This is a genomic window from Poseidonocella pacifica, assembly GCF_900111875.1.
GTDB classification, from domain to species: domain Bacteria; phylum Pseudomonadota; class Alphaproteobacteria; order Rhodobacterales; family Rhodobacteraceae; genus Poseidonocella; species Poseidonocella pacifica.
The window spans coordinates 287,712-301,429 of sequence record NZ_FOJU01000004.1 but is presented as its reverse complement, the minus strand read 5'-3'; the positions used below and the strand labels follow the sequence as shown (position 1 = coordinate 301,429).

The 13,718-nt window shown below is 61.8% G+C and carries 12 protein-coding genes; 3 read left to right on the top strand and 9 right to left on the bottom strand.

The features are described from left to right. The first annotated feature begins 18 nt into the window (after positions 1–18). Complete coding sequence (locus BM234_RS13400) at positions 19–828, top strand: division plane positioning ATPase MipZ (RefSeq protein ID WP_092065815.1); 810 nt, start codon at positions 19–21, stop codon at positions 826–828. A gap of 38 nt (positions 829–866) precedes the next feature. Here BM234_RS13400 and BM234_RS13395 read toward each other — a convergent pair whose 3' ends face one another. Genes BM234_RS13395 through BM234_RS13365 form a run of 7 tightly spaced genes read right to left on the bottom strand, consistent with a single transcriptional unit; the run spans position 867 to position 7,935 of the window. After that, positions 867–2,228 (bottom strand): FGGY-family carbohydrate kinase, encoded by a 1,362-nt coding sequence (locus BM234_RS13395; protein ID WP_092065813.1) that lies wholly within the window; start codon positions 2,226–2,228, stop codon positions 867–869. Next, entirely contained in the window at positions 2,225–2,542 is a 318-nt protein-coding gene (locus tag BM234_RS13390; protein WP_092065811.1) for an L-rhamnose mutarotase, read from the bottom strand. The genes BM234_RS13395 and BM234_RS13390 overlap by 4 nt, the downstream gene beginning before the upstream one ends. Then, positions 2,539–3,540, bottom strand: a complete 1,002-nt coding sequence (locus BM234_RS13385) for an ABC transporter permease (RefSeq protein WP_092065809.1) — start codon at positions 3,538–3,540, stop codon at positions 2,539–2,541. Before BM234_RS13385 ends, BM234_RS13390 begins: the two co-directional genes overlap by 4 nt. Then, positions 3,537–4,514: an ABC transporter permease gene (locus BM234_RS13380; RefSeq protein WP_092065807.1), complete on the bottom strand. Its 978-nt coding sequence runs from the start codon at positions 4,512–4,514 to the stop codon at positions 3,537–3,539. The genes BM234_RS13385 and BM234_RS13380 overlap by 4 nt, the downstream gene beginning before the upstream one ends. Then, positions 4,511–6,031, bottom strand: coding sequence for a sugar ABC transporter ATP-binding protein (locus BM234_RS13375; RefSeq protein ID WP_245752649.1), 1,521 nt, complete (start codon positions 6,029–6,031; stop codon positions 4,511–4,513). Before BM234_RS13375 ends, BM234_RS13380 begins: the two co-directional genes overlap by 4 nt. A gap of 59 nt (positions 6,032–6,090) precedes the next feature. Further along, complete coding sequence (gene rhaS, locus BM234_RS13370; protein WP_092065803.1) at positions 6,091–7,077, bottom strand: rhamnose ABC transporter substrate-binding protein; 987 nt, start codon at positions 7,075–7,077, stop codon at positions 6,091–6,093. Between the two features lie 57 nt (positions 7,078–7,134). Further along, entirely contained in the window at positions 7,135–7,935 is an 801-nt protein-coding gene (locus tag BM234_RS13365) for a DeoR/GlpR family DNA-binding transcription regulator (RefSeq protein ID WP_092065801.1), read from the bottom strand. 188 nt (positions 7,936–8,123) lie between these two features. Between BM234_RS13365 and BM234_RS13360 the strand changes: the two genes are divergently transcribed. After that, entirely contained in the window at positions 8,124–10,220 is a 2,097-nt protein-coding gene (locus BM234_RS13360) for a bifunctional rhamnulose-1-phosphate aldolase/short-chain dehydrogenase (protein ID WP_092065799.1), read from the top strand. A gap of 16 nt (positions 10,221–10,236) precedes the next feature. Next, positions 10,237–11,511, top strand: a complete 1,275-nt coding sequence (rhaI, locus tag BM234_RS13355) for an L-rhamnose catabolism isomerase (protein ID WP_092065797.1) — start codon at positions 10,237–10,239, stop codon at positions 11,509–11,511. Positions 11,512–11,515: 4 nt separating this feature from the next. Here the strand turns inward: rhaI and eutC are convergent, their stop codons facing one another. Next, positions 11,516–12,271 carry an ethanolamine ammonia-lyase subunit EutC gene (gene eutC, locus BM234_RS13350; RefSeq protein WP_092065795.1) on the bottom strand — a complete coding sequence of 252 codons (756 nt, stop codon included), beginning with the start codon at positions 12,269–12,271 and terminating at the stop codon, positions 11,516–11,518. Next, entirely contained in the window at positions 12,268–13,644 is a 1,377-nt protein-coding gene (locus BM234_RS13345) for an ethanolamine ammonia-lyase subunit EutB (protein WP_092065793.1), read from the bottom strand. The genes eutC and BM234_RS13345 overlap by 4 nt, the downstream gene beginning before the upstream one ends. Positions 13,645–13,718 lie beyond the last annotated feature (74 nt).

Here is a 13,718-nt window from a genome sequence, read left to right as displayed (position 1 = left end):
GGGAGAGGACCGGGCGGCATGGCGCATATCATCGTGGTCGGCAACGAAAAGGGCGGCGCGGGAAAATCGACCGTTTCGATGCATGTCGCAACGGCGCTGGCAAGGTTGGGACACCGGGTTGGCTGTCTTGACCTTGACCTGCGGCAGCAATCCCTCGGGGCCTATCTGCAAAAACGCGCGCGGTACTGCGAGGCAGAGAACCTGCCCCTGCCCACGCCCGCGTTTCATCAACTTCCGGAAATCGACGAAACCACGCTGGCCGAGGGAGAGAACCCTTTTGACAAGCGCCTGTCGCTTGCTGTCGAAGGTCTGCACGATACGGTGGATTTCATCCTGATCGATTGCCCCGGCTCCCATACTCGGCTCAGCCAGATGGCACATTCCATTGCCGATACGCTCATCTCCCCCCTCAACGACAGCTTCATCGACTTCGACCTTCTGGCGAAGACCGACGAAGGGGGCGATAAGATCATTGGCCCCTCCGTCTATTCGGAAATGGTGTGGCAGGCGCGACAGCTTCGCGCACAGTCGGGGATGGAGCCCATCGACTGGATCGTGCTTCGCAACCGCCTCGGGGTGCAGAACATGGTCAACAAGAAGAAGATGTCGAAGGCGCTGGCAAAGCTTGCCAAACGGATCGGGTTTCGCGTGGCGCCGGGCTTCGGCGAGCGGGTCGTCTTTCGGGAGCTGTTCCCCAAGGGACTGACCTTGCTGGATCTGCGCGACGTGGGCGTCAAACAGTTGAGCATGTCGAATATAGCCGCGCGTCAGGAATTGCGCGACCTCATGAGATCACTGGACCTGCCCGGGGTAGAGGTCAGTTTCTGAGCTTCGGGTTTATGCCCTTACCTGCGCCTTCTCTCTGCTCACACCTGGCACAGCGCACGCCAACTGTCCGCGTAGCCCCTCATTCCGGGTTCAGCGGCGGTCGTCACCGGGGCTGTTGCCGGGGCTGCACCTCCCGCGCCGAAAAGCTGTGCCGCACCGATGCTTGTACCCGTAGCCGAATCCGCGGTTTCCACCTCGCCGCGGCAGGCACAGAGCATCGCAAGAAAATCGGCGTTCCGGGCAAAGGGTCCTTCGACGACAGTTGGCCCCCGAGCCCCGATCAGCGACAAACAGGTATCCGTCATCAGGGCCAGATAAAGCGCGAGTGCGAACAGGCGTTCTCCATCCGAAGCGGGTTCGGCGGTCCAGCGCGCGGCGCGCCCCGGAAACGGGCCGCTTTCCGGCACAACTGAGGGCAAGAGCATTACACTGTCGCAAAGCACGCGCGCACGATCTTCAGGAGTGGGCGTCACCTCCGCGCCGTCACGGATCAACTCGAATTCACGCCCGCCCATAAAGCGCGCGGAGGGCACCGGATCGCCGAAAGCCGAGGTATTGATCAGGGTATCGCGCGCGGAGTCCAGCACACCGGCTTCACCTCCGATTGCCATGGCAACCACCCATGTGCCGGAAGACACGACGGTGAACGGTCCCGTTCGCCCCATGAGATGGGGAAGCAACGAAGCGTTGCTGTCGTGAATACCGCAAAGAACGGGCGTTTCTCGGGGCAGCCCGGTCAGGTCCGCAACAGCCGGCGTGATCACCCCAAGAACGTCGGAGGAGTGGTGCGCCGGGGCCAACAACCCGTCAATCCCGAGCCGATCCGCCAGTGCGGACAAGCGTCCGTCCCGTGGCGCCCAAAGATCCGTATGGCAACCTAGGGACGTCACATCGGTGGCGTACTTCCCGGTCAGGCGGAAACCCCAATACTGCGGATAGGTCACGATATGCGCCGTGCGGGCGCGCAGCCCGGGGTCCGTGGCAAAGAGCCAGTGCAACTGCGCCCCGAGGTTCAGCCCCCCCGGCAATCTCGGCGCACCCGTCTCCTCGAAAGGCGGGCGGAGCGCGTCATACTCCGCGTGCAACGCATCCGGCCCGTCATGCTCATAATCCAGCATCGGTGCTGCAAGGGTCCCGTCCGCCTGCAGGAGCACCGCTGCCGCACCGTGGGTCGTGACGGAAATGCCGTCGATCCCATGGCTTTCCTGAAACCGCGCGAGATGACGCAGAAAGAAGGCCCAATGCCCCTCCAGATCAAAGTGCGGCCACGGAGGGCCGGGACGAACCGCGTTTGGCCGAGTGACGACGGCGACTTCTTCAAGCGCGTCGAGATCCACCAGCGCCAGTTTGGCATTGGTCTTGCCCACGTCGATGACTGCGATATGGCGGGGGCGGGTCACAGCAGGTGGAAAACGGTTTGCAACGGTGTCTCCACCGGGCTGTTGTCGGGGTTCGTTTCCATGATGTCCGCCATATAGTCCCACCACCTGCGAATTGCGGGATGGGATGGCAAGGCCGCCATATCATGGTCGGAACGCCGCCAAAGAACGCCCAAAAGATACCGGGTCTCCGGGTCGTAGTGGATTGAGTAGTCCTCCACACCCGCGTCTCTGAGGGCCTGTTCAATTTCGGGCCAAAGCGCATCATGGCGCCTTTTGTACTCTTCAAGCTGCCCGTCGTGCAGCACCATCCGAAAGGCGTATTTCTCCTTCATCGCCCCTTCCTCGACATCGCCCAGAGGCGCGGCAGGGCGATCACCCCAATCAACAGAAGCCCGATGAAAATGGACATGACAATGCCGGGCACATTCAACAGCCCAAGGCCAAAGGTCACGAGCCCCATGACAAAGGCCGCGATGACGACCCCGGGGATCGATCCCGATCCGCCAAGGATATTGACCCCGCCCAGCACCACCATCGTCACGACTTCAAGCTCCATCCCCGTGGCAATCGAGGGGCGCGTAGACCCGAGCCGCGACGTCAGACAAACCGCCGCGAGACCGGACATCAGCCCCGTCAGCAAGAACAGCGTCAGTTTCACCCGCTCGACCCGAATCCCCGAAAAGAGCGCGCCCGTGGGATTGTTGCCCACCGCATAGACCATGCGGCCAAAATTGGTCTTGTGCAGGATCACCCCATAGATGACCGCAAGGATCGCGAAAATCACAAGCTCAACAGAGATCACCCAAAAGACATAGCCCTGACCGAACCACGCGAAATCGGCGGGATATCCGCGAAAGGCGCCATCACCGAGGATGATATAGCTTATCCCGCGAAAGAGACTCATGGTGCCGATTGTCACCACAATGGATGGCAGCCCGAGCCGCGTGACCAAAAGCCCGTTGAAAGCCCCGCAAACAAGGCCGGTGAGCAATCCGGTCAGAACGATCACCGGCGTGCCAAGCCCCGCTTCCATCACCAATCCCATCGCCGTGGAGACCAGCGCGATGATCGACGCTACGGAGAGGTCAATCTCTCCTGAGATTATGAGCAGCGCCATGGCAAAGGCGATCATCGCCTTTTCCGTGAAATTGAATGTTGCGTCAGACAGGTTCCAGGCGTTGAGGAAATAGGGCGAGGCAAAGGAGTTCACCACAAAGATCCCGATCGCCACCAGAAGCAACAGACTCTCCCAACTCTTCAACCGGCGATCAAGAGTGGAGCGCAGCTGATCGGGAATATGGCGACCCTGTACAGTATCGGTGAGGCTCATCGGGTGACCTCCGCAGATTTCAGGATGACGCGCCCTTTGGCACGGCCCGCACGGGCGTTGAGCGTAACCGCGATGATGATCGCAGCGCCGGAAATGGCCAATTGCCAGAAGGGTGAGATATCGACCACCGGAAGCGCGTTCTTCACGACCCCGAGGAAAAGCGCCCCGAGCAGCGTGCCGACAACCGTGCCGACCCCGCCAGCGATGGAAATGCCGCCAATCACGCACGCTGCGACCACGTCCAACTCAAAACCGCCGGCGATATCCACATACGCCACAGCGTACCGGGCGATCCAGAGGTACCCGGTGAGGCCAGCCAAGGTGCCAGAGATGACAAAGGCAAGGAACTGCGTTCGCCCGACATCGAGGCCGGTATAGACCGCCGCCCGCGGATTGCCTCCGACCGCATAGAAGGCCCGCCCCAGCGGTGTCCGGCTCATGACCACGGCCATCACCGCCACCATAAGGAGCGCGATCCAGCCCAAGATCGGCAGTCCCAGGATCACGGTCCGGGGAAGGCCGGTGAAGGCCGGGCTCATCTCATGGGCATTGATCCATTGGCCGTCCGACAACAGGAAGATGATACCGCGAAAGATGGTCATCGTCCCGAGGGTCACGACGATGGGTGGAATATCCAGCTTCCAGACGAGCAACCCATTCACCGCGCCGAGGCACGCTCCGCATACAAGCGCCACGAGAATGACCACCGGCATCGGCAGGTCAGGCATGGCCACGTTGAGCATCGCGCAGACCATCCCGGTCAAGGCGAGGTTCGCCGCCACCGACAGGTCGATGCACCGGGTCAGGATCACCACCATCTGCCCGAGGGCGAGCACGATGAGCGGCGAGGTATCCGTAAGGACGGAGGCGAGATTGCTCGGCGCGGCGAACCCCGGAAACCGTGTCGAGATCAGGGCCAACAGCAGGAGGATCGCGCCGAAGAGCAGCGTATCGCGGGATTTTAGCGCGCTCATGCCGCAGCCCCCGAAACGCCGATGCCGGCAGCATGTCGCACAAGGGTTTCGGGCGTCATGTCCGCCCCCTCCAGTTCGGCGGCGATGCGCCCCTCGCGCATGACGATCACCCGATCGGACATCCCGAGAATTTCGGGAATTTCCGAGCTTACCATGATGACGGAGAGACCCTGTGAGGCGAGTTCGGACATGAAGTCATGCACCGCGGCCTTGGAGCCGATGTCGATCCCCTTGGTCGGCTCATCGAGGATGATGACGCGCGGCTTGGTCGCGAGCCACTTGGCGATCACCACCTTCTGTTGGTTGCCGCCCGACAGACTTCCTACCGGCGTATCAAGCGATGCGGCGCGCAAATCCAGCCGTTCGGTATATTCCCGTGCAAGGGCGAATTCCTCGGCCAACCGAATGAAACCGCGCCGGGAGGTGCGCGACAGCGAAGGGAGAGTCACATTCTGAAAGATCGGCATGTCGATGATCGCCCCCTGCCTACCCCTGTCCTCAGGCACATAGACGATGCCCGCGTCAATCGCGTCGGCGGGCGACCGGATGACGGTGATCTTGCCCTCGATCCGCGACACTCCCTTGGCGGGGCGCGTGATTCCGATCAGCGACTGCATGAGTTCCGAACGGCCAGCGCCGACCAGCCCGTAGAACCCGAGGATTTCGCCCCGGCGCAATGTGAAGGATATGTCCTCGAATTCGGTCGGGTGGCTGTAGCCGACGACCTTGAGAACCTCCTCGCCGATGACGGCGGCGCGTTTTGGAAAAATCTGGTCGACAGCGCGCCCCACCATCATTTGCACCAGCTCACCCTCGGAAATCTCGTCGATCCGCCCCGCCCCGACGAACTGCCCATCGCGAAAAACGGTATAGCGGTCCGAGATGCGGAAAATCTCGTCGAACTTGTGAGAGATAAAGAGGATCGCCTTGCCCTGTTCCTTGAGGGTCGCAACAAGGGCATAGAGCTCTTCGATTTCCTTCTGGCTCAGGGCGGCGGTAGGCTCATCCATGATGACCACACGCGCCTCGACCGAAAGGGCGCGGGCAATCGCCACTAGGTGCCGTGAGGCGATCCCAAGGTCTTTCAGCTTCACGCCGGGATCAATGGCCGCGCCGATCCCACCAAGGATTTCGCCGGCTTTCCGGCGCATCTCCGCATGATCGATCAGGCCAAACATTCCACGCGGCGCATGACCGATAAAGATATTCTCAGCCACCGACAGCTCATCAAACAGCACCGTTTCCTGATGGATCGCCGTGACGCCGCCCCGCGCCGCGTCCTGCGAAGTTGCAAACACCACCGGCTTGCCATCCAACAGAATGCTACCGCCATCAGGCTGATAGATCCCCGTGAGTATCTTGACGACCGTGGACTTGCCCGCCCCGTTTTCCCCGACCAGCGAGGTCACTTCGCCCGCGTAGAGGGACAGGTTCACCTGATCGAGCGCACGAACGCCGGGGAACGTCTTGATGATGCCGTCCAGCGCGAGAACGGGCGCGTCGGTTTGAATATTCATGTGCATGGCCTCAGAGGTGGAGGCAGGTGGGAAATCGCCCCCTGCCTCCGATGCAGCGATCAGAAGATGCTCTTGAACTCGTCGATATTGCTGCTGTCGTAGACGAAGGGGTCCGCCATGGCGGCGGAGTTCGTATCGTCCAACGTGATCGTCCCCATGCGGCCAATGGAAATCTCGGCCCCCGGTGCGGCTTCGGCGCCCTTGGCGATCTGATAGGCCATCATTGTCGCGGAATAACCCAAGTCGATCGGGTTCCAGATGGCAAAGGATTTGGATGCCCCGCTTTGGATGGCACCGGCCATTTCCGACGGCAGGCCGAGCCCGGTGACGTTGACTTCACCGACCTTGCCCGCATCCGCGACGGCCTGCGCCGCGGCAACGATACCCACCGAGGTCGGCGCGATGATCGCATCCAGATCCGGGTAGGATTGCATGAGGCCCTGCGCCTCACGGTAGGACTTGTCGGCAAGGTCGTCGCCATAGACGGTCGCCACCACGTTGATGCCGGGATAATCGCCCATGACCTTGTTCATCTCCTCGATCCAGGTGTTCTGGTTCGTCGAGGTGGTCGTGGCCGAGAGCACCGCAACATCGCCGCCATCAGGAAGGTGATCCGCCGCGAGCTTGATGATCATGTTGCCGATCAACGGATTGGAGGACGGATTGAGATGCGCCATTCGGCCCTCTTCCGCCACGCCGGAATCCCACGACACTACGGTGATGCCCCGCTGCATTGCTTTCTTGAGCGTGGGGACAAGCGCATCGGTGTCATTTGACGACACTGCGATCGCGTCGACATTCTGGGCAATGAGCGAGTTTATGACTTCGATCTGGCCCTCGGCGGTCGTGTCTGTGGGACCGGTATAGATGATCTCCACCCCGCCCAACTCATCGGCGGCTTCCTCGGCGCCTTTGGCGGCTGCCTCGAAGAAGCCGATGCCGAGCGCCTTGACCACAAGCGCGATGCGCATGTCTTCGGCAGATGCCGAGCCGGCAAAAAGTCCGGTTGCGGCGGCGACCGTCGCTAGAAGTTTTGTCAGTTTCATTGGTGGGATCCTCCCTTGATCTCCCGGATGGGTGCAGCGCCTGTTCCTTTTTGGTCGTTACGACGCTGCTTCTTCTTTCGCGGGCCCGACGGGCGCGACGACAAGCTTGATATCGGCTGCCTCCAGCATGGCGGCGGCGCGGTCCGTGATGCCCTCATCCGTGACCAGCACGTCGATCTCCTCCAGCGGGCAGGCCACGAGACTGGACCGGGCGTCGAACTTGCTGGAATCAACCAGCAATACGAGTTCGTCCGCCTGTCCGATAAGTTTCTGCTCCGCCTGAATGATGAGGGGGTCGGCCTCCATCACGCCTAGCGCAGCGACGCCTTGCGCGCCCATGAACATGCGGCGGGCATAGAAATTGCGTGTCACGTCATTGTCGAATGGCGACAGCACGATGTTCTGTTCGCGATAGATCACCCCGCCCGAGATGAGCACGGAATTGCGCGAGTTCTTCAACAAATGCTCGGCAATCGGGAAGGAATTGGTGAAAACCTGACAGCGGCGCGTCGCCAGCGGGTGAACCATCTGGAACGTCGTGGTGCCGCCGTTGATGATGATGGGATCGCCATCCTGACAAAGCTCCACCGCTGCGCGCGCAATCGCCTGCTTTTGCTTGATCCGGAGAGTTTCGTTTACAGAGAAGGGGCGTCCGGCAAGACCGGGAAACTGGCTGGGCGCGAGCGCTTCGGCCCCGCCGCGCACCCGGCGGAGCTTCTTGGCCTCATCCAGCGCAGCGATATCACGCCGGATTGTCGCCTCTGACGCACCCGTAAGACCGCAAAGCTCGACCACAGTCATGATCGGCCGGTCCTGTACGGCGGACAGAATGATCCCGTGGCGTTCCTTCTCGTGCATACTGTCCTCCCGCTTGCTCCGAAGACTGCCGCAGGGGGTCGCTCAGTGTCAATCATAAAATTTCATATATCCGCAGTATACGTCATATTATGATTGTTATTGATCAATTCTGATTGACAATGCGACGCACCCTGCGCAGACTTCGGCCCAATTGGGACCACAGCCCTCGAGGCCGGGAGGAGACTATCATGACAACCGCATCCACGCGGCTCGCGTCACTTTGGGACGATGCGCGGGCACAGAACATGACCGAGCCGGAAAAGCTGCTCTACCGGTCCAACCTGCTCGGCTCCGACAAACGGGTGACCAACTATGGCGGGGGCAATACTTCGGCCAAGGTCATGGTGGCGGATCCCCTGTCGGGCGAGACGGTCGAAGTGCTCTGGGTCAAGGGATCCGGCGGCGATGTCGGGTCCATCAAGATGGACGGTTTTTCCACCCTCTACATGGACAAGCTTCGCGCGCTCAAAGGCAAGTATCGCGGGCCGGAGCACGAGGATGAAATGGTGGGCTATCTGCCCCATTGTACCTTCAACCTCAATCCGCGGGCGGCATCGATCGACACGCCGTTGCACGCCTATGTTCCCAAACGCCACGTCGATCACATGCACCCTGACGCGATCATCGCCATCGCCGCGTCCAAGGATAGCAAGGCGCTGACGCAGGAAATCTTTGGGGGGGAGATCGGCTGGCTGCCATGGAAGAAGCCGGGCTATGAGCTTGGTCTCTGGCTGGAGCGGTTCTGTCAGGAGAACCCGGATGCCAAGGGTGTGGTGCTCGAATCCCACGGACTCTTCACATGGGCGGACGACGCCAAGGAGTGCTACGAACTCACGCTGGAGATCATCAACAAGGCCATCGCATATTTCGAAGAGAAAACTGCGGCGATACCCGCCTTTGGCGGTGCAGTGCACACGAGCCTGCCGCCGGTGGAGCGCCGGGCAATCGCCGCGCGGCTCATGCCCGCGATCCGGGGCTTTGTGTCCGGGCAACAGCATATGGTCGGGAACTTCGAAGACAGCGAGGCTGTGCTTGAGTTCGTCAACGCACGCGACATGCCCGCGCTCGCGTCGCTTGGTACGTCATGCCCCGATCACTTCCTGCGGACCAAGATCCGCCCCTTGGTTCTGAATTTCGATCCGGCCAAGGGCAATCTGGACGATGTCGTTACCGGGCTGGAGGCGCAAATCGCCGATTACCGCGAAGGCTATCGCGCCTATTACGAGCGGTGCAAGAAAGACGACTCCCCCGCGATCCGTGATCCAAACGCGGTGGTCTATCTCGTGCCGGGCGTTGGCATGATCACCTTTGCCAAGGACCGAGCCACTGCGCGCATTTCCGGGGAATTCTATGTCAACGCCATCAACGTGATGCGCGGTGCCTCGGCGGTGTCGGAGTATCAGGGGCTGCCGGAACAGGAAGCCTTCGATATCGAATACTGGCTTCTGGAAGAGGCAAAGCTACAGCGGATGCCCAAGCCAAAGTCCCTTGCAGGCCGTGTGGCGCTGGTCACCGGCGGCGCTGGCGGGATCGGCGCGGCAACGGCGGAGCGGTATCTGGCCGAGGGCGCCTGTGTCATGCTGGCCGACATCAGCGCAGACAGCCTGCAGACGGCCGCGGGCGCGCTCGTGGGCCGGTACGGGCAGGATGCCGTACGCACCATACAGATGGATGTGACGGATGAGGCACAGGTCGCGTCGGCCTACGCCGAAATCGCCGTCGAATTCGGGGGGGTCGATATCCTCGTTTCCAACGCGGGGATCGCCTCCTCGGCCCCGGTGGAAGACACAACGCTAGAGCTGTGGAACCGCAACATGGATATCCTCTCAACAGGGTATTTTCTCGTGTCACGAGAGGCTTTCAAGATCATGCGTGTGCAGGGGATCGGGGGCGCCATCGTCTTCGTTGCCTCCAAGAATGGTCTCGCCGCCAGCCCCAACGCTTCGGCCTATTGCACGGCGAAAGCCGCTGAGATCCACCTCGCACGCTGTCTCGCGCTGGAGGGTGCCGAGGCGGGCATTCGGGTCAACGTGGTGAACCCCGACGCGGTGCTGCGCGGATCGCGGATCTGGGAAGGCGAATGGCTCGAACAACGTGCTGGCACTTACGGCACCGACAAGGAGGGGCTGGAGGAGATGTACCGAAAGCGCTCCCTGCTCAAACGTTCGGTGCTGCCCGAAGACATCGCCGAGGCGGCTTATTTCCTTGCATCGGACCGATCCGCGAAGTCCACCGGGAACATCCTGAACGTCGACGCCGGCAACGTGCAGTCTTTCACCCGCTGACGCAGGAGGGCACCCCATGATCGACAGATCCATCATATCCGCACAGAACGACGCTCTGCACGATGATCTCGCACGCGACTACACCGCGTTGGGAGACAAGCTTTCGCGGCGGGGGGTCGACATCGACGCCATCAAAGACCGCGCACGCCGGTTTTCCGTGGCCGTGCCCAGTTGGGGCACGGGGACAGGCGGCACCCGGTTCGCCCGGTTTCCCGGCAACGGGGAGCCTGCGACGATCTTCGACAAGCTCGATGATTGCGGGGTGATCCATGGCCTGACGCGGGCAACGCCGCGGGTTTCGCTTCATATCCCATGGGACAAAGCGGACCCATCGGATCTGCGGGCAAAGGCCGAAGAGCATGGCTTGGGCTTTGATGCGATGAACTCCAACACCTTCCAGGACCAGCCCGGACAGGTGCACTCCTACAAATTCGGCTCTCTCAGCCACACCGCTCCCGCAACCCGCGCGCAGGCCATCGAGCACAATCTGGAGTGTCTGGAGATCGGACAGAAGATCGGGTCGAAAGCCCTCACCGTCTGGATCGGAGATGGCGCGAACTTCCCGGGGCAGAGCCATATGGGCCGGCAGTATGAGCGCTATCTGTCCTCCATGAAGGAGATTTATGCAGGTCTTCCCGACGATTGGCGGCTCTTTTCCGAACACAAGATTTACGAGCCTGCTTTCTACTCCACCGTCGTGCAGGATTGGGGCACCTCTCTCATGACAGCGCAGGAGCTTGGCCCGAAGGCGATGTGCCTCGTGGATCTTGGCCACCACGCGCCCAACGTGAATATCGAAATGATCGTCTCTCGGCTGATCCACGCGGGCAAGCTTGGCGGCTTCCATTTCAACGACAGCAAGTATGGCGACGACGATCTGGATTCCGGAACGATCGAACCCTATCGCCTCTTCCTCATCTGGAACGAGCTTGTGGATGCCGAAGACACCCCCGGCCTCGATCTCGCGCATATGATTGACCAGTCGCACAACGTAACCGACCCGATCGAAAGCCTGATGGTGTCCGCCATGGAAATCCAGCGTGCCAGCGTACAGGCCGCACTTGTCGACCGCGCCGCACTGGCTGGCTATCAGGATGAGAACGACGCGCTCATGGCATCGGCTACGCTGCGCGCGGCGTTTCGGACGGATGTCGAACCGATCCTTGCCATGGCGCGGCTTGAGGCGGGCGGCGCAGTGGATCCGGTGGCGACCTATCGCGCCTCGGGCTATCGCGCGAAGGTCGCGGAAAGCCGCCCGAAGGTCAGCGGCGCAGGCGGCGGTATCGTCTGAAGCATCAGGAGGGAAGCGCGTCCGGGTTCGGGCCGGGCAGCGCGCTTGCCTCTTCCTTCAGCCCCGTGCCGGTCAACTGGAGCCGCAGAGCCTCACGCGTGATCCACGCAATCTTGTGCGCGGCCAGATCGTGCGTCAGCCCGCCTTGCCCGTGGATATTGGAAATGCAGTTCCGAGCGCTGTCACGAACGCCTCTGCCCGGCGCGAAAGTGATATAGGCCCCCAAACTGTCCGCTACGGTCAGGCCGGGCCTCTCCCCGACCAACACGATGGAAAGCCGCGCGCCAAACCGTTCAGCGATCGCATCCCCCAAGGCCACCCGTGCCTGCGTCGCGATCACAACGGGCGACAGTCGAAGACCCATCAGCCGTGGACACAAGGCGTGCAGCACCGGTGCGGCATGGCTTTGCACCGCATCGGCGCTTAGCCCATCGGCGATGATGAGGGCAACATCGCAACCCTCCATGCTATCCAAAACCACACCACTACCCAACTGTCGCCCAAGGTCCGGACGCCGCAAATACGTTTGCCTGTCCGGCGCCGCGCTTTGTACATCCACCGTTTCGAGCGGGGCCAGCGCGGCCTTCAGGCCGGGGATATCCAAGGGGCGATGGACCGCATCGCGCGCGCGCGCATGGGCGTACTGAAACTCAAGGCTTGTTGCGGTGGTCAAGGCGGCACCGCTGCGGCCAAGCCCGATGCGGGCAGGCGTCGCGGCGCGCAACCGCGCGAATGGATCGCGGGCCACCTCGTCGCTCATGATGCCCCCAAGAGGCGCTGCGCCCCTGTGGCACCGTCGATGAGATGCCCGCTCTCGGTGATCAACCCGAACCGTTCCAGCCAATCTTCGAATTCGGGCGCGGCGCGCAAACCAAATGAATTCCGCAAATAGGCAATATCGTGAAAACTCAGGCTCTGATAGTTGAGCATGATGTCATCGGCTCCGGGAACCGCGATCAGGAAGTGCACCCCTGCCCCGGCCATGAGGGTCATCAGAACGTCCATGTCATTCTGATCCGCCTCGGCGTGGTTGGTGTAGCACACATCGCATCCCATCGGCAGACCCAGCAACTTGCCGCAGAAATGGTCCTCCAATCCGGCGCGAATGATCTCCTTGCCATCAAAGAGGTACTCGGGGCCAATAAAGCCCACGACGGTGTTGACCAGAAGAGGCTCCACCGCGCGGCACACTGCATAGGCGCGTGCCTCCAGCGTTTGCTGGTCGACCCCATGGTGCGCGTCCGCCGACAGAGCTGATCCTTGTCCCGTCTCAAGGTACATCACGTTCTGCCCCACGGTTCCGCGCCCGAGGGAAAGAGCGGCGTCGCGGGCTTCGTGAAGCATCGCGAGGGACACGCCAAAGCCATCGTTCGCCGCTTGGGTGCCGGCCACCGATTGGAACACGAGATCGACCGGCGCCCCCTGTTCGATCATCGCGATCGTGTTGGTCACATGGGTCAAGACGCAGGTCTGTGTCGGGATGTCATATCGGCACCGCAGGTCTTCGAGCATGCGCAGCAGTTCGGTGGCCGTCGGAATGTTATCCGTTGCGGGGTTTATCCCGATCACCGCGTCCCCCACCCCGTAGACCAGCCCGTCGAGTGTGCTGGCCGCGATGCCCTTGAGATCATCCGCCGGGTGGTTGGGTTGCAGGCGTGATCCCACCCGCCCGGGCAACCCGAGGCTATTGCGAAAGGCGCTGGTCACGCGGATCTTGCGCGCGACAGCGATCAGGTCGCGATTTCGCATCAGCTTGCTGACCGCCGCCACCATTTCGGGCGTAAGGCCGGGCGCAAGCGCCTGAAGCGCCCTCGTGGTGGCCGCATCCGACAAGAGCCAATCCCGGAATTGTCCCACGGTCATATGGGCGACGGTACCAAAGGCCTTGTGGTCATGGGTGTCGAGGATCAGGCGAGTTACCTCGCAGACCTCGTAGGGCACGAGGGCTTCGGAAAGGAACGTCGCCACCGGCAAATCCGCCAGCGCCGTCTGAGCCGCGACCCGCTCCACATCGGTCTGCGCCGCAAGTCCAGCCAGAGCATCGCCGGAGCGTGCAGGCGTCGCCGCCGCCATCAGGCGTGCAAGCGTGTCGAAGCGGAAGGTTTCACCCCCAAGGGTTGCGCGATACCCCATAATCCCCTTTCAGCCCCTACGGATTGCCCTTGCCCAGAGTTCACCGCGAAGTGGGTGACTCCGAAGGCCACACT